The sequence below is a fragment of the Thermomonas sp. genome (assembly GCF_041905325.1).
Lineage (GTDB): Bacteria > Pseudomonadota > Gammaproteobacteria > Xanthomonadales > Xanthomonadaceae > Thermomonas.
The window spans coordinates 228,972-249,921 of record NZ_JAYRLK010000001.1; the positions used below are offsets into that span (position 1 = coordinate 228,972).

At 67.9% G+C, this 20,950-nt stretch carries 17 protein-coding genes; 5 read left to right on the forward strand and 12 right to left on the reverse strand.

What is annotated here, in order from left to right:
- Positions 1 to 13: 13 nt before the first annotated feature.
- The 5 genes from ACE3OK_RS01000 to ACE3OK_RS01020 all read right to left on the reverse strand — a co-directional run bounded on the left by ACE3OK_RS01000 (position 14) and on the right by ACE3OK_RS01020 (position 5,449).
- Positions 14 to 649: an esterase/lipase family protein gene (locus ACE3OK_RS01000; RefSeq protein ID WP_374247647.1), complete on the reverse strand. Its 636-nt coding sequence runs from the start codon at positions 647 to 649 to the stop codon at positions 14 to 16.
- Positions 646 to 1,170 (reverse strand): N-acetyltransferase family protein, encoded by a 525-nt coding sequence (locus tag ACE3OK_RS01005; RefSeq protein WP_374247648.1) that lies wholly within the window; start codon positions 1,168 to 1,170, stop codon positions 646 to 648. Before ACE3OK_RS01005 ends, ACE3OK_RS01000 begins: the two co-directional genes overlap by 4 nt.
- Positions 1,167 to 2,927, reverse strand: a complete 1,761-nt coding sequence (gene aspS, locus ACE3OK_RS01010; RefSeq protein ID WP_374247649.1) for an aspartate--tRNA ligase — start codon at positions 2,925 to 2,927, stop codon at positions 1,167 to 1,169. Before aspS ends, ACE3OK_RS01005 begins: the two co-directional genes overlap by 4 nt.
- 306 nt (positions 2,928 to 3,233) lie before the next feature.
- Positions 3,234 to 3,524, reverse strand: coding sequence for an FmdB family zinc ribbon protein (locus tag ACE3OK_RS01015; RefSeq protein WP_374247650.1), 291 nt, complete (start codon positions 3,522 to 3,524; stop codon positions 3,234 to 3,236).
- A gap of 68 nt (positions 3,525 to 3,592) precedes the next feature.
- Complete coding sequence (locus ACE3OK_RS01020; RefSeq protein WP_374247651.1) at positions 3,593 to 5,449, reverse strand: ABC-F family ATP-binding cassette domain-containing protein; 1,857 nt, start codon at positions 5,447 to 5,449, stop codon at positions 3,593 to 3,595.
- Positions 5,450 to 5,589: 140 nt separating this feature from the next.
- Here ACE3OK_RS01020 and ACE3OK_RS01025 point away from each other — a divergent pair, with 140 nt between their 5' ends.
- Positions 5,590 to 8,010 (forward strand): TonB-dependent receptor plug domain-containing protein, encoded by a 2,421-nt coding sequence (locus tag ACE3OK_RS01025; protein WP_374247652.1) that lies wholly within the window; start codon positions 5,590 to 5,592, stop codon positions 8,008 to 8,010.
- A gap of 112 nt (positions 8,011 to 8,122) precedes the next feature.
- The gene (gene ybaL / locus ACE3OK_RS01030; RefSeq protein WP_374247653.1) at positions 8,123 to 9,820 is read left to right on the forward strand and encodes a YbaL family putative K(+) efflux transporter; all 1,698 of its coding nucleotides are present in this window, start codon (positions 8,123 to 8,125) and stop codon (positions 9,818 to 9,820) included.
- 18 nt (positions 9,821 to 9,838) lie between these two features.
- Here ybaL and ACE3OK_RS01035 read toward each other — a convergent pair whose 3' ends face one another.
- Together ACE3OK_RS01035 and clpB are read right to left on the reverse strand one after the other, a co-directional pair.
- Positions 9,839 to 10,597, reverse strand: coding sequence for an ABC transporter substrate-binding protein (locus tag ACE3OK_RS01035; RefSeq protein ID WP_374247654.1), 759 nt, complete (start codon positions 10,595 to 10,597; stop codon positions 9,839 to 9,841).
- A 5-nt stretch (positions 10,598 to 10,602) separates the two neighbouring features.
- A complete protein-coding gene (gene clpB, locus ACE3OK_RS01040; RefSeq protein WP_374247655.1) occupies positions 10,603 to 13,185 on the reverse strand; it encodes an ATP-dependent chaperone ClpB in 2,583 nt (860 codons plus the stop codon).
- 137 nt (positions 13,186 to 13,322) lie between these two features.
- Here clpB and ACE3OK_RS01045 point away from each other — a divergent pair, with 137 nt between their 5' ends.
- Positions 13,323 to 14,630, forward strand: a complete 1,308-nt coding sequence (locus ACE3OK_RS01045; protein ID WP_374247656.1) for a M20/M25/M40 family metallo-hydrolase — start codon at positions 13,323 to 13,325, stop codon at positions 14,628 to 14,630.
- 7 nt (positions 14,631 to 14,637) lie between these two features.
- Here the strand turns inward: ACE3OK_RS01045 and pgeF are convergent, their stop codons facing one another.
- Both pgeF and rluD read right to left on the reverse strand, forming a co-directional pair.
- Positions 14,638 to 15,393: a peptidoglycan editing factor PgeF gene (gene pgeF, locus ACE3OK_RS01050; RefSeq protein ID WP_374247657.1), complete on the reverse strand. Its 756-nt coding sequence runs from the start codon at positions 15,391 to 15,393 to the stop codon at positions 14,638 to 14,640.
- Positions 15,390 to 16,391 carry a 23S rRNA pseudouridine(1911/1915/1917) synthase RluD gene (gene rluD / locus ACE3OK_RS01055; protein ID WP_374247658.1) on the reverse strand — a complete coding sequence of 334 codons (1,002 nt, stop codon included), beginning with the start codon at positions 16,389 to 16,391 and terminating at the stop codon, positions 15,390 to 15,392. The genes pgeF and rluD overlap by 4 nt, the downstream gene beginning before the upstream one ends.
- 80 nt (positions 16,392 to 16,471) lie before the next feature.
- Between rluD and ACE3OK_RS01060 the strand changes: the two genes are divergently transcribed.
- Positions 16,472 to 17,314 (forward strand): outer membrane protein assembly factor BamD, encoded by an 843-nt coding sequence (locus ACE3OK_RS01060; protein WP_374247659.1) that lies wholly within the window; start codon positions 16,472 to 16,474, stop codon positions 17,312 to 17,314.
- Positions 17,315 to 17,379: 65 nt separating this feature from the next.
- On the opposite strand, the gene ACE3OK_RS01065 is transcribed toward ACE3OK_RS01060, so the two are convergent.
- The gene (locus tag ACE3OK_RS01065) at positions 17,380 to 19,014 is read right to left on the reverse strand and encodes an NAD+ synthase (protein WP_374247660.1); all 1,635 of its coding nucleotides are present in this window, start codon (positions 19,012 to 19,014) and stop codon (positions 17,380 to 17,382) included.
- A gap of 186 nt (positions 19,015 to 19,200) precedes the next feature.
- Between ACE3OK_RS01065 and ppa the strand changes: the two genes are divergently transcribed.
- The gene (gene ppa, locus ACE3OK_RS01070) at positions 19,201 to 19,749 is read left to right on the forward strand and encodes an inorganic diphosphatase (protein WP_374247662.1); all 549 of its coding nucleotides are present in this window, start codon (positions 19,201 to 19,203) and stop codon (positions 19,747 to 19,749) included.
- Between the two features lie 48 nt (positions 19,750 to 19,797).
- Here the strand turns inward: ppa and ACE3OK_RS01075 are convergent, their stop codons facing one another.
- Both ACE3OK_RS01075 and ACE3OK_RS01080 read right to left on the reverse strand, forming a co-directional pair.
- A complete protein-coding gene (locus ACE3OK_RS01075; protein WP_374247663.1) occupies positions 19,798 to 20,379 on the reverse strand; it encodes a DUF4136 domain-containing protein in 582 nt (193 codons plus the stop codon).
- Between the two features lie 136 nt (positions 20,380 to 20,515).
- Positions 20,516 to 20,941, reverse strand: coding sequence for a F0F1 ATP synthase subunit epsilon (locus tag ACE3OK_RS01080; RefSeq protein ID WP_374247664.1), 426 nt, complete (start codon positions 20,939 to 20,941; stop codon positions 20,516 to 20,518).
- Between the last annotated feature and the right edge of the window lie 9 nt (positions 20,942 to 20,950).

Below are 20,950 nucleotides of genomic sequence, written 5' to 3' on the forward strand. Positions count from 1 at the left end.
ACGAAGCCGCGGATTATACGTCTGCCGGGCCGGTGGCGGGTTCGAATCGACCGTCGCGCAGGAATCGCAAGACCTGCCGCCGGGCCGCGGCCGACACCACCAGTCCGGTATGACTGGCCGCCACCACGCAGTGCGCGGCAATCCCCGGCAATCGTGTTTCGTCCACCGCCACGGTGCCGTCGTGCTCCCCGCCCAGATCCGCGAACAGGTGCCCCATTCCGCGCGGGGTGCGGCCGGCCACCACGCCAACCGTGGCCGCGCCCTGCCACGCGGGGACGCCATCTCGCAGCAGCGCCGCATTGCGACCCAGCAGGACGGCCCCCCAGCGGCGTGCCGCCAATCCGGCAGCGACCGCGCTGCCGCACAGCGGGGAACCCAGGCAGACCACCCGGGCCACACCGATATCCGGTGCGCGACGCAGGGCCTCCAGCGCAACCAGACCGCCCAGGCTGTGGCCCACGATGGCATCGACAGGGGCGACGCGCAGCCGCGCCTGCAACCGCGCGATCGCCTGCTCCGGCCCGCCGGCCAGGGTCGGATAGCCGAAGACCTCGGCCTCCAGGCCCTGTGCGCGCAAGCCACCCGCCAAAGGTGCCAACCACCAGCCCGGATTGAACAGGCCGTGCAGCAGCAGGACCCGCCGGGTCATGCCGGAACGGGCTTCCGCCGGTACATGAACTCGCGGTCGCGCTGTGCGCCGACGATGAATGCGTATTCGCCGGCGAAGGCGAAACCATGGCGCGCGTAGAAGCGCTGCGCGCCCAGATTCTCCGACCACACCGACAGCCACAGCGTACGCGGGCCGTCCTGCAGCAGCCACGCCATCGCCGCATCCATCAGCGCACGGCCGGTGCCGCTGTTCTGGGCATCGGCACGCAGGTACAGGCGCTTCAATTCACCGTCTTCGGGCCGTGCATCGGCATGCGGCAGCCCGCACGGGCCGGCCTGCGCGTAGCCGATGGCGCGGCCGTCCAGCTCGGCCAGCCACAGCGCGTAATCCGGGTTCGCCAGCGTCTTCGCATACGCTTCGACGCAGTGGCTTTCGTCGAGGAAGGCCTGCAGGTCTTCGGGCGTGTAGAGATGCCCGAAAGTCTCGACGAAGGTCGCCGTGCCCAGCTCCGCCAGCACGGCGGCGTCGGCAGGCGTGGCCCGGCGGATCGTGGCGCTCACGCCTGCGGCCGCACCTGCACGTGCACTTCGGCCAGCTGCGCGTCCGCGATCGGCGACGGCGCATCGGTCATCAGGCACTGTGCGCTGGTGGTCTTGGGGAAGGCGATGACGTCGCGGATCGACTCGGTGCCGGCCATCAGCGCGGCGATGCGGTCGATGCCGAAGGCGATGCCGCCGTGCGGCGGCGCGCCGTACTTCAGTGCGTCCAGCAGGAAGCCGAACTTGGCGCGCTGCTCGTCGGCGCCGATGCCCAGCAGGTCGAACACCGCCGCCTGCATCTGCGGGCGATGGATGCGGATCGAACCACCGCCGATCTCGTTGCCGTTGAGCACCATGTCGTAGCCGCGCGACACCGCGGTCCTCGCATTCGTGCGCAGGTCGTCGATCGAATCCACCGCCGGCGCGGTGAAGGGGTGATGCAGGGCAACAAAGCGCTGCTCCTCCTCGTCCCATTCGAACATCGGGAAGTCGGTGACCCACAGCGGCGCCCAGCCCTCGGCAACGAGGTTGAAGTCCTTGCCGGCCTTCAGCCGCACCGCGCCCATGAAGTCGGACACCTTGTTGTAGCTGCCCGCGCCGAAGAACACGATGTCGCCATTGCCGGCACCGACCTGCTTGAGCAGTGCGTCGAACGCGCCCTCGGCGAAGAACTTGGCGACCGGCGAATTGACCGCGCCGGCCTCGTCGATCTTCGCGTACGCGAGGCCCTTGGCGCCGTACTTGGCGGCATGCGCTGCGTATTCGTCGATCTGCTTGCGCGACAGCGCCGCGCCGCCGGGGATGCGCAGCGCGGCGACGCGGCCGTTTGGATCGTTGGCGGCGCCGGTGAACACCGCGAATTCGCAGTCCTTCACCAGTTCGGCCACGTCCACCAGCTCCAGCGCGATGCGCAGATCGGGTTTATCGGAGCCGTAGCGGCGCATTGCTTCCGCCCAGGTCATGCGCGGGAACTGCGCGGCCAGCTCGACGCCCACCACCTCGCGGAACACATGCCGCACCATGTCCTCGGTCAGGTCCTGCACATCGCGCTCGGCCACCCACGCGAATTCCATGTCGAGCTGGGTGAACTCCAGCTGCCGGTCGGCGCGCAGCGCCTCGTCGCGGAAGCAGCGGGCGATCTGGTAGTAGCGGTCGAAGCCCGCCATCATCAGGATCTGCTTGAACAGCTGCGGGCTCTGCGGAAGCGCGTAGAACTCGCCGGGGTGCATGCGCGCCGGCACCAGGAAGTCGCGCGCGCCTTCCGGGGTGGCCTTGGTCAGGATCGGGGTCTCGATGTCCTGGAAGCCGCGCGCGTCGAGGTAGTGGCGCAGCGCCGACACCAGCTTCGTCCGCGTGCGCATCTTGCGCTGCATCTCGGGACTGCGCAGGTCGAGGTAGCGGTACTTCAGGCGGATGTCCTCGCCCGGGTTCTCGTGGTGGTGGAACGGCAGCGGCTCGGCCTTGTTCAGCAGCTCGATGCGCGTGGCCACCACTTCCACCTGGCCGGTCTTGATCTTGTCGTTCACCGACTGGCGGCGGCGCACGGTGCCGGTGATGCGCAGGCAGTCCTCGTAGCCCACCGCCGCGGCGGCCGCCAGCATGTCGGCGTTGCCGTCGATGTCCGCCGGCTCGGCGACGACCTGCACGATGCCTTCGTGGTCGCGCAGGTCGATGAAGACGATCTGGCCCATGTTGCGGGCGACGTCGGCCCAGCCGCACAGGGTGACAGGTTCACCGATCAACGCTTCGTCGATCAGGCCGCAGAAATGGGTACGCATGGAAGCTCCGGGGAACGCAGGGGCGCGCGGGCGTCGGGCCTGCGCGAAGCCGGGCATTTTAGCCGATGGCGGGACGTGGAAAGGCGGGTATGGCGTGGGCGGGACAGGGATGGCGTCACAAGTCGCGGCCCGATATGCGCTTGGTTGCGCGGCCGCCCCTGCCCCGCCGGGGTGATTTTGGCAACGCTTGCCTCAGAGGAAAACGTCATTCCCGCGAAGGCGGGAATCCATGGACGTTGAGTTTTCGGGAAGAAAACCCTTGCCCCCGACTTCACGCGCGTGACGAGAGCTCTCCGTCGGGAACGCTTACGGTTTGCTTTCCGCCGCGGGCTTGGACGCTTCCGGCTTCGGCTCGGGCTTGCTCTCCGTCGGCTTGGCGGCGTCGCCGGCCAGGTTGCGCTTCTTGTCACCGTCCTTCTTGAAATCGGTTTCATACCAGCCACCACCGGCCAGCCGGAACTGGGGCGCGGTCAGTTGGCGGTGCACCTGGCCTTCGGCACCACAGGACGGGCACGTGGCCGGATCGGCGTCGGACAGCTTCTGCAATTTGTCGAAGTGGTGCCCACAGGCAGCGCAGGCAAAGGCGTAGATCGGCATTGGCGTATTTCCAGAGCGGCTTGCGGTGGCGATGTTGCGGCGCGGTGCCGTGATTTCAAGCAGGCCGGTCAATCATAAAGTGCCAGCAGCTCGGCCTCGGCCTGCTCCAGCTCCGTGCGCAACTGCAGCTGGGTGCGCCCCAGGTCCGCCACCTTGCCGGCATCGGCGTAGACCGCCGGGTCGGCCATCCGCGCTTCGCACTCGGCCAGCTTGCCCTCCAGCCGCGCCACACGCTCTTCCGCTTTCTGCAGCTTGTGCGGGTTGACCTTGGGCTTGCTTGCAACCGGGGCCGGGGCGGGTTTGGCGGGCTCTGGTGCCTTCTTCGGTGCGGGGGTCTTGGGGTTGTCGCTGCCGGGCCGCGAGCGCAGCCACGCGGCGTATTCGTCGAGGTCGCCGTCGAACGGCTCGACCTTGCCGGCCGCCACGCGCCAGTATTCGTCGCAGACCAGGCCGATCAGGTGGCGGTCGTGGCTGACCATCACGATGGCGCCGTCGAAATCGGACAGCGCCTCGGCCAGCGCCTCGCGCATGTCGAGGTCGAGATGATTGGTGGGCTCGTCCAGCAGCAGCACGTTGGGCCGGCGGTAGGCGATCAGGGCCAGCGCCAGCCGCGCCTTCTCGCCGCCGCTGAAGGTGTCGATCACCTCGAAGGCGCGGTCGCCGGGGAAATTCCATCGGCCCAGGAAGTCACGCAGCTCCTGGTTGGCCACGTCCGGCGCCAGCTTGCGCAGATGGTCCAGCGGCGTGGTACCGGCCACCAGCGACTCCACCGTGTGCTGGGCGAAGTAGCCGATGCGCAGGTCGGGGTGCGCCTTGCGCTCGCCGGACATCGGCGGCAGCTCGCCCACCAGGGTCTTCACCAGCGTGGACTTGCCGGCGCCGTTCGGCCCCAGCAGACCGATGCGGTCGCCCGCCTCGAGGCCGAAATTGGCGTTGGCCAGGATGCGCGCATCCGCGCCATAGCCGCAATCGACGTCGTGCAGCGACAGCAGCGAGTTGGGCAGCTTCAGCGGCACAGGCAGGGTGATGTGCAGCGCGCGCTCGGCGCGCACCGCCTCGGTGCCGGCCAGCTTGGCCAGCCGCTTGACCCGCGACTGCGCCTGCCTGGCCTTGCTGGCCTTGGCCTTGAAGCGGTCGATGAAGCTCTGCAGGTGGGCGCGCTCGGCCTGCTCCTTCTCGTGCGCGATCTGCTGCTGGCGCAGGTGCTCGGCACGCTGGCGCTCGAAATCGGTGTAGTTGCCGACGTACAGCTTCGCGGTGCCGTCGTGCAGGTGCAGGATGTGGGTGGTGACGTTGTCGAGGAACTCGCGGTCGTGGCTGATGACCAGCAGGGTGCCGTCATAGCGCTTCAGCCACTCTTCCAGCCAGACCACGGCGTCGAGGTCGAGGTGGTTGGTGGGTTCGTCCAGCAGCAGCAGGTCGCTCGGCGTCATCAGCGCGCGCGCCACGTTCAGGCGCACCCGCCAGCCGCCGGAGAAATCGGCCACCGGCTTTTCATGCACCTCGGCCGGGAAGCCCAGTCCGTGCAGCAGGCGCCCTGCGCGGGCGGTGCCGTCGTAGCCGTTCACCTCCTCCAGCCGATGGTGCGCCTCGGCCACCGCCTCCCAATCCTCGGCGGCGAAGGCGTTGGCTTCCATCTGGATGGCGGCGTGCACGGCCTCGTCGCCCGACAGCACGAAATCGATGGCCGGATCCGGCAGGTGCGGGGTTTCCTGCGCCACGCTGGCGATGCGCGCCTTGCCGGGCAGGTCAAGGTCGCCCTTGTCGGGCTCGACCTCGCGCATCAGCGCGGCGAACAAGGAGGACTTGCCGGCACCGTTGCGACCGATCACGCCCACCCGCCAACCGGCGTGCAAGGTCAGGTCGACGTTGGACAGGAGCAGGCGTTCGCCGCGGCGGAGGGCGAAATTGCGAAAGGAAATCATCGGCGGGGATTTTACCCCGCGCCGCGGCCGTATTTGGCGGCAATCCTCCCAAAATAGCGCGGCCGCCGTCATGGCGCCAGCGTTTGTCCTTCGATGAATGCCGTGTTAATACCCGGATACGCCTCCCCCTGGATACGGCCATGTTCCGTCCCGCCCCGCTCGCTTTCGCATCGACCTTCCTTCTGGCCGCCGCGTTGCCGGCACTGGCGCAGGAGGCCGGCAAGGACGCCCGCACGCTGGATACCCTGATCGTCACCGGCACCCGGGTCACCACGCGCACGGTGGCCGAATCGCAGTCACCGATCGACATCATCACCCCGGAAGCACTGCAAGCCACCGGCACCGCGGAACTGGCCACCGCGCTGGCACGCGCCCTGCCCTCGCTGAACTTTCCGCGTCCGGCGATGGCAGACGGCACCAGCGGCGTGCGCCCGGCGCAACTGCGCGGGCTGGCCCCGGACCAGGTGCTGATCCTGGTGAATGGCAAGCGCCGGCACATTTCCGCACTGGTGAACGTCAACGGCACCATCGGCCGCGGGTCCTCGGCCGTGGATCTGAACGCGATCCCGGTGGCGGCCATCGAGCGCGTCGAGGTGCTGCGCGACGGTGCCTCCGCGCAATACGGCTCCGATGCCATCGCAGGGGTGGTCAACATCGTGCTGAAGGGGGCCGGCAGCGGCGGCAGCATCGCGGCAAGTGGCGGGCAATACGGCAAGGGGGACGGCCAGCAGTGGCAGCTTGCCGGCGATGCCGGGGTGTCGTTCGGCGGCGATGCCGGCAGCCTGCACCTGGCCGCACAACTGGGCCACCAGGACATCACCAACCGTTCCGGCACCTACCAGGGTGGCAACCCGAATGCCGGCAACTTCCCGGGCGTGGGCGAGAAAGCCTTCATCATGGGCGACCCGGACGTGGACGCCGGGGCCGTGTCGGCCAACGCCAGCCTGAAACTCTCCGACGCCGCGCAGCTGTATGCCACCTTGTCAGGCAGCAACCGCGACATCACCTCGTTCGCGTTCTACCGATCGAAGAACCACAACGGCCAGGGCGCGCTGCTCGCGCAGGTCTATCCGAACGGCTACGTGCCGCAAATCCACCAGTATTCGCGCGACCGCAGCGTGGTGCTGGGCGCGAAGGGCACCAGTGACGGCGGCTGGAACTGGGACATCAGCTACGACTACGGCAACAACCACCTCGATTTCCGCACCCAGAACACCATCAACTACACGCTGGGCGTCAACAGCCCGCGCAGCTTCTACGACGGCGCGCTGCAATACACCCAGCACGTGGTGAACGCCGACTTTTCCAAGGCGGTGAACATCGGCCTGGAATACCCGGCCACGTTCTCGTTCGGTGCCGAGTACCGGCAGGAAACCTGGGAACAGATCGCCGGCGAGCCGAACTCCTACTACAACGGCAACGGCAACCCCGGCATCCTTCCCAATTCCGCCATCGGTGCGCAGGGATTCGCCGGGTTCGAACCGCGCCACGCCGGCAGCTACGACCGCCACGACTACGCCGTCTATGCGGGGCTGGAGGCCGACCTCAGCGGAAAATTCTCCGCCGGCGTGGCCGGGCGTTACGAGGACTATTCGGACTTCGGCAACCAGTTCTCCGGCAAGCTGTCCGGTCGCTACGTCTTCACCGATGCCGTGGCGCTGCGCGGCACCGTGGCCAGCGGCTTTCGCGCGCCGTCGCTGGCCCAGCAGCACTACCAGGCGGTGACCACCAACATCACCAACGGCGTGGCCTATGAAACCGCGACCTTCCCCGCATCGGGCGCGGCGGCACAGGCATTGGGCGCGGAGCCGCTGAAGGCGGAAACGTCGCTGTCCTACAGCCTGGGCCTGGTGCTGCAACCCACCGAGCGCCTGTACATCACCATCGATGCCTATCAAATCAACATCAACGACCACATCGTGCTCTCGTCCAACCTCAACATCGCCAACAATGCGGCGGCGCAGGCGCTGCTGGCCAACCTGGGCATCACCAACGTCACCAGCGCGCGCTATTTCAACAACGCCATCGACACCCGCACCCGCGGCATCGACATCATCGGCACCTGGGGCGTGCCACTGGCGTCCGGCAACCTGGACCTGAGCGCCAGCTACAACCACAACACCACCAAGGTGACACGCATCGCCCCCAACCCGGCGGCACTGGCCGCGCTGGGGGCGAACCTGGAACGCATGGGCCGCGACGAGCGCGGACGCATCGAGGAAGGCGCACCGCGCGACAAGCTGGCGTTGACCGCCAACTGGACGCTCGATCGCTGGAACCTCAGCGCCGGTGCCACCCACTACGGCGAGTTCACCGCACGCAACCCCGGCAACCCGGCGCAGGACCAGACCTACGGCGGCAGGTGGACACTGGATCTGGCGGCCAGCTTCCGCCCCACCCGGCACTGGTCACTGACGCTGGGTGCCGACAACGCACTCGACCAATACCCGGAGCAGAACACCTACGCCAACTCCACGTTCGGGATGCTCCCGTACAGCCTGTATTCGCCGTTCGGCTTCAATGGCGTCTATTACTACGGTCGCGTCGCCTACACATGGTGAGCTGAACGCCGCGTTCATTTCCATCCAGACGCCCCGGACCTCCGGGGCGTTTTCGCCTCCGGACCGTCATCCGTGCATGCGATGATCGAAAGCGTCATTCCGTGGAGCCCACATGCCGCATTCCCCCTCACTGATCGCCCTGCTGTGCATCGGCTTCGTGGCCGCCTTCGCATTGGGGCTGCTCGCACAACGGCTGCGACTGTCGCCACTGGTGGGCTATCTGCTTGCGGGCGTGGCCGCCGGGCCGTTCACCCCGGGCTTCGTGGGCGATGCGTCGCTGGCCCCGCAGCTGGCCGAGGTTGGCGTGATCCTGCTGATGTTCGGCGTGGGCCTGCATTTCTCGCTGCGCGATCTGCTGGACGTGCGCCGCATCGTGCTGCCCGGCGCACCCGCGCAGATCGCTGTCACCGCCCTGTTGGGGGCGGGCTTCGGCCTGTGGCTGGGCTGGACGGCGATTGCCGCGGTGGTGTTCGGCCTGTCGTTGTCGGTGGCCAGTACGGTCGTGGTGATGCGTGCGCTGGAAGAACACCGCCTGCTCGACACCCGGCGCGGGCGGATCGCCATCGGCTGGCTGGTGGTGCAGGACCTGGCGATGGTGCTGGCACTGGTGCTGCTGCCGGCGATCGCCGGCGCACTGGGCAGCGGCGGCTCACCCGACCCACTGCAGGTGGCCAAGGCATTGGGCTGGACGCTGCTGAAAGTGGCCGCCTTCGTCGCCTTCATGCTGGTGATTGGCCGCCGGTTGATCCCGCGCCTGCTGGAATACGTGGCCGGCCTTGGCTCGCGCGAGCTGTTCACGCTCGCCGTGCTGGCCATCGCCCTTGGGGTGGCGTTCGGCGCGGCGGCGATGTTCGACGTCAGCTTCGCCCTGGGCGCGTTCTTCGCCGGCATGCTGCTCAACGAATCGGAACTCAGCCACAAGGCGGCGGCGGATTCTCTACCGATGCGCGACGCCTTCGCAGTGCTGTTCTTCGTCTCGGTCGGGATGCTGTTCGACCCCTCGATCCTGCTGCGGCAGCCGTTGCTGGTGCTGGCCACGCTGGGCATCCTCATGGCGGGCAACATGCTGGGCGGTTACGCGCTGGTGCGCCTGCTGGGCCTGCCCAAGCTGACCGGGCTGACGCTTGCGGCTTGCCTTGCGCAGATCGGCGAGTTCTCCTTCATCCTTGCCGGGCTGGGCTTGTCGCAGCACCTGCTGCCGGCGGAAGCCCACGACCTGATCCTGGCCGGGGCCCTGCTGTCGATCGTGCTGAATCCGTTCCTGTTCGTCTGGCTGGGCAAATGGCAAGGCCGGCAGGAAGCCGCCGGGCTGGCCGCCAGCCCGCAATCGCAACCGCTGTCGGAAGTGCCGGCCGACATCAACGGCCACGCCATCGTCATCGGTTATGGTCGCGTGGGACGTGAATTGACCAAGCTGCTGCGCGAGCGCGGGGTGCCGCTGGTGCTGGTGGAAAACGACCCCGACCGTGTGGAGGCCGCGCGCCGCAACGGGCTGCTCACCGTGCGCGGCAACGCCGCCGCCGAAAACGTGATGGAAGCCGCGCACCCGGGCACCGCGCACCTGGCCATCCTGGCCATGCCGCAGGCGTTGGAGGCCGGCGAGATCATTTCCCGCCTGAAATCGATCAACCCCGCCATCAGCGTGCTGGCGCGCGCGCACAGCGAAGCGGAGGTCAAGCACCTGCTGGGACATGGTGCCGATGCCGCCGTGCTGGCCGAACGCGAACTGGCGTTTTCGCTGCGCGACATGGTGCTGGCCGCCCCTCCGTGGCGCGCACTGCGCAGCAAACCGCTGCCAGCACAGCCGTGATCGCTGCGGCCGGCGCACTCAGCCGGCCATGGCGATCGCTGCCCGCAAGCGCCGATAGCCTTCCACCAACCGCGGCCCGGGGCGGCCCAGGTACGCTTCGGAAATCGCATGGATGCGGCCATGCGCGACGGCAGGCACGTCCTGCCAGCCGTCGCGCCGGCGCACCACGTCCGCGCGGTAGTTCGCTTCCTTGACACCGCACCAGCTCATCACCACCACATCGGGCCTGGCCTCGCGCGCCCGTGAGGCTTCCAGCGGCAGGCTTTTGGCGTCCACCTCGCCCCACGGGTTGTGCCCGCCGGCGCGCTGGATCAGGTCGTTGACCCACGAATGCTTCGCCACCGCGATGACCGGCTTGGGCCACCACTCCACCAGCACCGTCGGACGCACACCGGCCTCGGCCACCGCCGGCATCGCCGCGTCCATCTCCGCCACCAGCGCCGCGCCGCGTGCCGGCACGCCCAGCGCGGCGGCGATCGCGCGAATGTCGGCATACACGTCGTCCAGCGATCGCGGATCGCAGACCAGCACCTGCAGCCCCGCCGCACGCAGTGCCTTCACCACTTTTTCGTGGCCGGGCACGGTGAGCGAGGTCAACACCAGATCGGGATGCAACGCCTGCACCGCCGCAATATCCAGATCCAGATCACGCCCGGTTTTGGGCAACCCGGCCACCGCTTCCGGCGGATAGTCGGAATCGGCATCCACCCCCACCAGCAGCTGCGCGCAGCCCAGCGCGCAGACGATTTCGGTGTTGGAACAGGTGTGCGAGAACACCCGCATCAGGTGGCGAACACCAGCTTCCCGCCTTCAGCATCGACGCGGACGGTGTCGCCGCTGCCGAACGCACCCGACAGGATCTGCTGCGCCAGCGGGTTCTCCAGCTGCTGCTGGATGGCGCGCTTGAGCGGACGGGCGCCGTACACCGGATCGAAGCCGACGTTGCCCAGCAGATCGTAGGCCTTGTCGGTCAGCGTGATGCGGATGCCGCGCTCGCCCAGCCGCTTCTCCAGGCCCTTCAGCTGGATCCGCGCGATGGCCTTGATCTGCGCCTTGTCCAGCGCATGGAAGACCACGATGTCGTCGAGGCGGTTGATGAATTCCGGCCGGAAGTGCGCCTGCACCACGCCCATCACCGCGGCCTTCATCTGGGTATAGGCCTCCGGCGAATCGTCGCCGTCCAGCGCCTGGATCTGGTGCGAGCCGAGGTTGGAGGTCATCACGATCACGGTGTTGCGGAAGTCCACCGTGCGGCCCTGGCCGTCGGTCAGGCGGCCGTCGTCCAGCACCTGCAGCAGGATGTTGAACACGTCCGGATGCGCCTTCTCCACCTCGTCCAGCAGGATCACGCTGTACGGGCGGCGACGCACCGCCTCGGTCAGGTAGCCGCCCTCTTCGTAGCCCACGTAGCCCGGAGGCGCGCCGACCAGCCGGCTCACCGCGTGCTTCTCCATGAACTCGCTCATGTCGATGCGCACCATCGCATCGCTGCTGTCGAACAGGAACTCCGCCAGCGCCTTGCACAGTTCGGTCTTGCCCACGCCGGTCGGGCCGAGGAACAGGAACGAGCCGGACGGCCGGTTGGGATCGGACAGGCCGGCGCGCGAGCGGCGCACCGCGTCGGACACCACCTTGATGGCCTCCTCCTGCCCCACCACGCGGGCGTGCAGCTGCGCCTCCATCTGCAGCAGCTTCTCGCGCTCGCCCTCCAGCATCTTGCTGACCGGGATGCCGGTCCAACGCGACACCACCTGCGCGATCTCCTCGGCGGTGACCTTGTCCTGCAGCAGGGTGAAGCCTTTCGTTTCAGCCTCCTGCGCAGCGGCCAACTGCTTTTCCAGCGCCGGGATGCGGCCGTACTGGATCTCGCTCATCGCGGCGAAGTCCTGCTTGCGCTGCGCGGCTTCCAGCTCCAGCCGCGCGGCCTCGATCTGCTCCTTGATCCGGGTCGCGCCCTGCAGGGTCGCCTTCTCGGCCTTCCACACTTCCTCGAGGTCGCTGTACTCGCGCTCCAGCGCGTCGATCTCGGTCTGCAGGTCCGCCAGCCGCTGCTTCGATTCGGCGTCTTTTTCCTTCTTCAGCGCCTCGCGCTGGATCTTCAGCTGGATCAGCCGGCGCTCCTTGCGGTCCATTTCTTCCGGCTTGGAATCGATCTCCATGCGGATGCGGCTGGCCGCCTCGTCCATCAGGTCGATGGCCTTGTCCGGCAGCTGGCGGTCGGCGATATAGCGGTGGGACAGCGTGGCCGCGGCGACGATGGCCGGGTCGGTGATCTCCACGCCGTGGTGCACGGCGTAGCGCTCCTTGAGGCCGCGCAGGATGGCGATGGTGTCCTCCACCGACGGCTCGCCCACGAACACCTTCTGGAAGCGGCGCTCCAGCGCGGCGTCCTTCTCCACGTACTTGCGGTATTCGTCCAGCGTGGTGGCACCGATGCAGTGCAGCTCGCCGCGGGCCAGCGCGGGCTTGAGCATGTTGCCGGCGTCCATGCTGCCCTCGGCCTTGCCGGCGCCGACCATGGTGTGCAGCTCGTCGATGAACAGGATGATCTGGCCCTCGTTCTTCGACAGGTCGTTGAGCACCGCCTTCAGGCGCTCCTCGAACTCGCCGCGGAACTTGGCGCCGGCGATCAGCGCGCCCATGTCCAGCGACAGCAGGCGTTTGCCGCGCAGCCCTTCCGGCACCTCGCCGTTGATGATGCGCTGGGCCAGGCCTTCCACGATCGCGGTCTTGCCCACGCCGGGTTCGCCGATCAGCACCGGGTTGTTCTTGGTGCGCCGCTGCAGCACCTGAATGGTGCGGCGGATCTCCTCGTCGCGCCCCACCACCGGATCGAGCTTGCCGCTCTCCGCGCGGGCGGTCATGTCGATGGTGTACTTCTCCAGCGCCTGGCGCGCGTCTTCCGCGTTCTCGTCGGTCACTTTCTCGCCTCCGCGCAGTTTGTCGATGGCCGCTTCCAGCTTCTGCCTGTTCGCGCCGGCAGCCTTCAGCGCCTTGCCGGCGTCGCCTCCGTCTTCAAGCGCGGCGAGCAGGAACAGCTCGCTGGCGATGTAGGCGTCGCCGCGCTGCTGGGCCAGCTTGTCGGTCACGTTGAGCAGGCGGATCAGGTCGTTGCCGGCCTGCACGTTGCCGGCCTGGCCGGTGACCTTGGGCAGCTTGTCCAGCGCCTCGGCCAACCGCTCGCGCAGCACCGGCACGTTGACGCCGGCCTGCGCCAGCAGCGGGCGCGTGCCACCGCCCTGCTGATCCAGCAGGGCCAGCAGCAGGTGGGCGGGCTCGATGATGGTGTGGTCGCGGCCCACGGCCAGCGACTGGGCGTCGGCGATGGCCTGCTGGAAACGCGAGGTGAGTTTGTCCATGCGCATGACGGGGATCCTGTGAGTCGGGGGCCACCGCGGCCCAATGTCCTCCACATGCGGTTGCAGCGCCGTGATTCAAGTCAAATCGCACAACCCGTTGAGACCGGGTTATGGTCGCCGCATCCCCTCCCGGAACCCGCCCGATGCTCCGCTCCTGCGTCCTGGCCTGCGGTCTGCTGCTCGCCCTGTCCACCCGCGCCACCCCCGCCTTGCCTGCCGCCGAACAACGCGCGATGGCCGCCATCCACGCCGGTACCGCGCAGGATATCGCCCTGCTGCAACGGCTGGTGGAACAAAACAGCGGCACCTTCAACCATGCCGGCGTGCAGGCCGTGGCCGGTTTGCTGCGGCCGCAGTTCGAGGCGCTGGGCTTCGCGGTGGAATGGAAGCCGATGGCGCAGACCGGCCGCGCCGGCCACCTGATCGCCCGCCACCCGGGCAACGGCAAAGGCAAACGCATCCTGCTGATCGGCCATCTGGACACCGTGTTCGAACCCGACAACCCGTACACGGGATTCCGGCGCGAGGGCAACCGCGCTTCCGGCCCCGGCGTGGGCGACGACAAGGGCGGGGTGGTGGTGATGCTGGCCGCCCTGCGCGGGCTGCACAGCGCAGGCACACTGCCGGATGCCGACATCGAAGTGGTGCTGACCGGTGACGAGGAGGACGTGGGCCAGCCGGTGGCAGTCGCACGCGCCGACCTGATCCAGGCCGGCAAGCGCGCCGACGTGGCGCTGGATTTCGAGAACCTGTCGCACCAGAACGGCCGCGAAATGGGGGCCATCGCGCGGCGCTCGTCGAACGAGTGGACGCTGGAAGTCCATGGCGAAACCGGCCACAGCGCCGGCATTTTTTCACCTGCCATGGGCGACGGCGCGGCCTTCGAGCTGGCGCGCATCCTGGCCGCGTTCCGCACCGAGCTGCCGGAGCCGAACCTGACCTTCAATGTCGGCCTGCTGGGCAGCGGGGAACAGGCCGCGTTCGCGACCGGCAACACCCGCATCGATGCCAGCGGCAAGGACAACATCGTGCCCGGCATCGCCCTGGCGCGCGGCGATTTCCGTACCCTCACGCCCGAACAAACCAAACGCGTGGCGGACAAGATGCGGGCGATCGTCGCGTCCGGCCACCTGCCGCGCACGACGGCGACGATCCGCATCGAGGAACACTACCCGGCCATGGCACCCACCGCCGGCAACCGCGCCCTGCTGGCGCAACTCAATGCGGTGAACCACGACCTGGGGTGGCCGGCATTGGCCGAAGCCGACCCGCTCAGCCGCGGGGCTGGCGACATTGCCTTCGTCGCCGCCGATGTCGATGGCCTGGTGGGGATGGGCATTTCCGGGGGTGATGCGCATGCCGCCGGCGAAAGCGTCGATCTGGATTCCATTCCGCGGCAAGCCACCCGCGCGGCCCTGCTGATGCTGCGGCTGGCGCAGATGCCGCGCTGACCCACCTTCAGCCCGTCAGCCAGGCCAGAGTGGCCATGCGCCCGCTGCGGCCATCGCGTCGATGCGAGAAAAAGCGGGCGGGATCGGAGAGGGTGCACAGGCCGCCGCCGTGGACGTCGGTCACGCCGGCATCGCGCAGGCGCTGTCGCGCCAGCATGTACAGGTCCACCTTCCAGTGGCCGGGCCGGGTGGGCACGAAGGCAGACCGCGCGCGCGCGTCGCGGGCGGTGAACGCCGTGTAGACCTCCGCGCCGATCTCGTACGCCTGCGGCCCGGCCGCAGGGCCCAGCCAGGCCACCACGTGCTCCGGCGATGTACGCATCGCCGCCACCGTGGCTTCCAGCACGCCGGCGCACAGGCCACGCCAGCCGGCATGGGCGGCGGCGACTTCGCTGCCGTCCTGCGCCGCCAGCACCACCGGCAGGCAGTCGGCGGTGAGGATGGCGAGCACGGTGCCGGGAATCGACGTAACGGAGGCGTCGGCTTCCGGCGCTTCCTCCTCCCCTGCAAGCAGGGGAGGAGCTGCAAAGCGAACCACCTCGACCCCATGCACCTGCTTCAACCAGCGTGGCGAAGACGGCAGCGCCAGCGCGGCTTCCAGCCGGCGGCGGTTCTCCGCCACGGCGTCGGCTTCGTCGCCGCAGCGCGCGCCGAGGTTGAACGCATCGAACGGCGGCCTTGATACGCCCAGTCCATGCCGCAGCGTGGTCAGCGCGCGTACGCCGGGCGGCACCGGCCAATCGGCATGGAGGAATGCGGTCATCGCCGCGCGCGCTCGGCCTCGGCATGCGCCGCGGCGTCTTCGCGCAACGCCTGCATGAGCTGCCGCATGTCCTCGGGCAGGGGGGCCTCGCAACGCACCGGCTCGCCGGTCACCGGATGCGCGAACTCCAGCACCTCGGCATGCAGCGCCTGCCGCTTGAACCCGCGCAGGGCCGCGATCAGGGCTTCCGATGCGCCCTTCGGCAGCTTCAGTGAACCGCCGTACAGAGGATCGCCGATGATCGGATGCTTCAAATGCGCCATGTGCACGCGGATCTGGTGGGTGCGGCCGGTTTCCAGCCGGCATTCCAGCGCGGTGTGGGCGCGGAAGCGTTCGCGCAGGCGGAAATGGGTCACCGCGTCCTTGCCATCCTCGCGCACCGCCATGCGCAGGCGGTCGCGCGGGTGGCGGTCGATCGCGGCATGGGCTGTCCCTCCCGATACCAGCGCGCCCACCACCACCGCCAGGTACTGCCGGTGCACCTCGCGCGCCGACAGCTGCGCCACCAGCGAGGTATGCGCCACGAGGGTGCGGGCCACCACCATCACGCCGCTGGTGTCCTTGTCGAGGCGATGGACGATGCCGGCACGCGGCAGCTTGTCCAGATCGGGGTCGCGGTGCAGCAGTGCGTTCACCAGGGTGCCGGCGGGATTGCCCGCGCCCGGATGCACCACCAGCCCGGCCGGCTTGTCGATCACGAAGACGTGCTCGTCCTCGTACAGCACGCTCAGCGGGATGTCCTCCGCCACCGCGTGGGTCTGCACGTCCTCGACCACGGTCAGGGCGATGGTCTCGCCGCCGCGCACCGGGTCGCGCGGGCGTGCGGGCGCGCCGTCCACGACAACATCGCCGGACTTGACCCAGGCCGACAGCCGCGAGCGGGAATATTCGGGGAACAATTCGGCCAGTACCGTGTCCAGCCGGCGGCCGGCACAGGTATCGGGGATCAGGGCGGTACGCGGGGCGGTCATGGGCATGGGGGCAAAAGTTCCGGCCATTCGCGGGGCCGTTGGGATTCGATTAAAGCGGGGGACTGCTATTATCCAGCCTTCATGCCTCTTGCGCCCGTTCGATGCCCATGACCCAGCGTTCCGCCCTGCTGCGCACCACCTTCGTGCTTGCGCTTGTCCTCCTTGTCTCCGGCTGCTCCAGCGTCAAGGGCATGTTCAAGGGTCACAAAGACAAGAACGAAGGCAAACCGGTGGCCGAGTTGTACAACAAGGCCCACCACCAGATGGAGCGCGGCAGCTGGAGCAATGCCAGCGAGACGTTCGGTCGCCTCGTCGCCCAGTATCCCTACGGCCCGTACACCGAGCAGGCATTGATGGAACAGGCTTATGCCCAGTACAAGTCGGGCAAGCATGAGGATGCGATCTCCACCATCGACCGCTTCATCCGTACCTACCCCACCCACAGGAACATCGCCTACTTCTACTACCTGCGCGGGCTGGCCAACATGGCCCGCAACACGGTGTTCATGGCGCGCACCTTCAAGCTGGATACCAGCACCCGCGACCTGGATGCGCCACAGCAGGCCTATGCCGACTTCAATACCGTCGCCACCCGCTACCCCAACAGCCGCTACGCCGGTGATGCCCGCCAGCGCATGGTGTTCCTGCGCAACCAGTTCGCCCGCTTCGAGCTGAATACCGGGCTGTACTACCTGCGCCGCGGCGCCTGGGTCTCGGCCGCCGAACGCGCCACCTATCTGCTGGAAACCTACCCGCAGAGTGAGTCCCAGAATGACGCCGTCGCCCTGCTCGGTGAAGCCTATACCCGCCTCGGCAACAACCAGCTGGCCAGCGACGCCCGCCGGGTATTGGAACAGAACGACCCGCAGCACCCGTGGCTGGCAGGGCATTGGCCGAAGTACCCCAACCGCCTGCGCCGCCTGAACCCGTTCAGCGCCGACGCACGCTGACCGGTACGAATTGATAAGGGGGTTCACTTCCGCATGCGGAAGTGAACCTGACCCCCTTTCATCACTTACTCCCGCCAGCCACTGCTGACCGGGTAGCGGCGCTCGCGCCCGAATGCGCGCCGGCTGACCTTCGGCCCCGGCGCAGCCTGATGGCGCTTCCATTCGCTGATGCGCACCAGCCGCAGCACGCGCTCCACGGTGGCGGCATCGAACCCGGCGGCGACGATCTCCGCGCCGGACTGCTCCAGATCCACATGCCGCAGCAGGATCGCATCCAGCACGTCGTAGGGCGGCAGTGAATCCTGGTCGAGCTGGTTCTCGCGCAGCTCCGCCGACGGCGGCCGGTCGATCACCGCCTGCGGGATGATGCGGTCGCCCACCGTGTTGCGCCAGCGCGCCAGCGCGAACACCTCGGTCTTGTAGAGATCCTTGATCGGCGCATAACCGCCGCACATGTCGCCATAGATGGTGGCGTAGCCCACCGCGTACTCGCTCTTGTTGCCGGTGGTCAGCAGCAGGCCGCCGAATTTGTTGGCCAGCGCCATCAACAGCCCGCCGCGCACGCGCGATTGCAGGTTTTCCTCGGTGACATCCACCGGCAAACCGGCGAAGGTGTCCGACAACGCATCCAGATAGCCCATGAACGGCTTTTCGATCGGCAGTGCCAGCAACTTCACACCCATCGCATCGCACTGCTCCTGCGCCAGGTCGTTGGACAGGCCGGCGGTATAACGCGACGGCAACCGCACCGCCGTCACGTGTTCCGCACCCAGCGCATCGGCGGCGATGGCCAGCACCAGCGCCGAATCGATGCCGCCACTCAGGCCCAGCCAGATTTTTTCGAAACCGTTTTTACGGCAATAGTCGCGGGTGCCGCGCACCGCCGCGCGCCACGCCAGCGCATCGCGGCTTTCGTCCCCATCCACCGTCCATTGCAGCGGCGTGAAGCGGCGTGATGCGGGGTCGAAGTCCACCACCAGCCACTGCTCGTCGAAGGCCACCGCCGCCGGATGCACCACGCCGTCGCCATCGGCCACCAGGGATGCGCCATCGAACACCAACGCATCCTGCCCGCCCACCAGGTTCAGATAGGCAATCCCGACCCCATGCGCGCGCGCGCGCTGCGCCAGCAGGGCATCACGTTCGGCATGCTTGTCGTGCTCAAAGGGCGATGCATTCGGCACCAGCACCAGTTGCGCACCGGCGGCCACGGTGGACGCGATGGGCTCTGCGAACCACAGGTCTTCGCAGACAACCAAACCCACCTGGATGCCGTTGACCTCGAATACGCAGTCCTCCCGGTCCGGGTCGACATCGAACCAGCGGCGCTCATCGAACACCGCGTAATTCGGCAGCTCGCGCTTGCGATACGTCGTTTCGATACCGCCATCGCGCAGCACGCTGGCGGCGTTGTAGACCACGCTGCCGGCCGACTGCGGCCAGCCCACCACCGCCACGATGCCGCGCGCCTGCGCCGCGATGCCGGTCATCGCGGCCTCGCAGGCGCGCAGGAACGCCGGCCGCAGCAGCAGGTCTTCCGGCGGGTAGCCAGACAGTGCCAGCTCGGGAAACAGCACCACGTCGGCGGCGTATTCGTCGCGCGCCAGGGCAATCATGTGGGCGATGCGCGCCGCGTTCCCGACCACGTCGCCCACCGGGAAATCGAACTGCGCCATCGCGATGCGGAGGGATGTGGTCATCTCGAATGCCATGCGCATGAATGACGTGCATTGTTGCCCGTCGAGCCCCGGCCAGCAATGCGCCCGACAACCACGGGCGTGCATGCAGAACCGCATATGCGCGCACTCTCCGGTAAAATGCGCGCACTCCCCCCTCATTCACTCGTCGCGCCCTGTGGGTGCGGCACGCACGTCGGAGCAACAAACATGGGTCTGGACCTCGTTCCCACCGGCAACAACCCGCCGGAAGAAATCAACGTCATCATCGAAATCCCCAAGGACGCCGAGCCGGTCAAGTACGAAGTGGACAAGGCCTCGGGCGCGATCTTCGTGGACCGCATCCTGTCCACCCCGATGCGCTACCCGTGCAACTACGGCTACGTGCCCTACACCGTCTGCGGTGATGGTGATCCGGCCGACGTGCTGGTGATCCTGCCGCTGCCGCTGGTGCCGGGCTCGGTGATCCGCTGCCGTCCGGTCGGTGTATTGAAGATGAGCGACGAGGCCGGCAGCGACGAGAAAATCCTGGCCGTTCCGGTGGACAAGGTGTTCAACGGCTACAGCCACATCAACGACATCGCCCAGGTCAGCAAGCACTGGCTGCAGCGCATCGGCCACTTCTTCGAGCACTACAAGGATCTGGAAGACGGCAAGTGGGTGAAGCTGGACGGTTGGGGCGGTGCCGACGAAGCGCGCAAGATCATCGTCGAGGCGATCGAACGCTACAACGCCAGCGAAAACAAGCCGAAGTTCTGACCAAGCCGCGGGCGTCTTGCGACATGCAGGACGCCCGCGGTGCCGGGCTCACTGTCCGGCACGATGCGGGTATTGGGCGAAGATCGCGCTGATGGCCTTGTCGATGTCGGCCAGCTTCTGTTCCGGTTTGCGCTTGCTGGCCTCCGGCGCGCTGGCCGAGCCGGTCCACACCATGCGGTTGCGCCGCCCATCCACCAGGTCCACGGTCAAGGTGCCTTCGCGATAGCGGCTCACCTGGGTTTCGTCGTACCACACCGGCACCGCCACGTAGCTGCGATGCCGATAGCTGTAGAAGTAATCCACATCCATGCGCGGCATGCTCCATACGGCGGTCTTGTCTTCCACCACACCCTGGAAGTTCACCAGCAGGTCCGCGCCCTTGTCCACGTAGCGATAACCGCGTGCCGCCATCTCGCGCTGCACGTCGGCGCGGATGCGTTCGGAGATCCAGCTGGAATAGCCGGCCTGCTCCATCGCGATCGGCTGGTAGAAACCCCACGTCGCGTACTGGCCGAAGCTGGCAGCGGGGTCGTGGTCGGTGCGCACGGTCGGGCCGGTCGCGCAAGCCGACAGTGTCAACGCGGCAGCCGCAAGCACGCTGGCGGCAAGGATACGGACAGGGCGCAACATGGTCATCTCCGGGCGAGGAATCCAAGCCGATCATCGCACCGGCGAGGATACGCAAGCTGAACGTTTCCGCCCCCCATGCAAAGCACAAGCCCCGCGCGTGGCGGGGCTTGCGTGTCCGGCGAAGGTGCCTTGCCGATCAGTGCTTGAGGTTCTTGCGCAACCGCTCGAGCGCCTGCAACTGCGCGGTGACTTCGGCCAGGCGTTGCTGCGCCTCGGCGATTTCCATTGCCTCACCGCGGCGGGCCAGGATGCGCTCGGCCTCGTCCTTGGCGGCACGCACCGCGGCTTCGTCGATATCCTCGGCACGTACCGCGGTATCGGCAAGCACGGTCACCACCGTCGGCTGCACTTCGAGGATGCCGCCGGAAATGGCGAAATCCAGCTTTTCGCCACCCGCGAGGGTGACGACGACCTTGCCCGGCTTCAGGCGGGTGATCAGCGGGGCGTGGCGGGGCGCGATACCCAGCTCGCCCAGCTCGCCGGTGGCCACGACCAGCTCGGCCTCGCCGTGGAAGATCTCGGCCTCGGCACTGACGATGTCGCAACGGATGGTGGCTGCCATGACGACTCC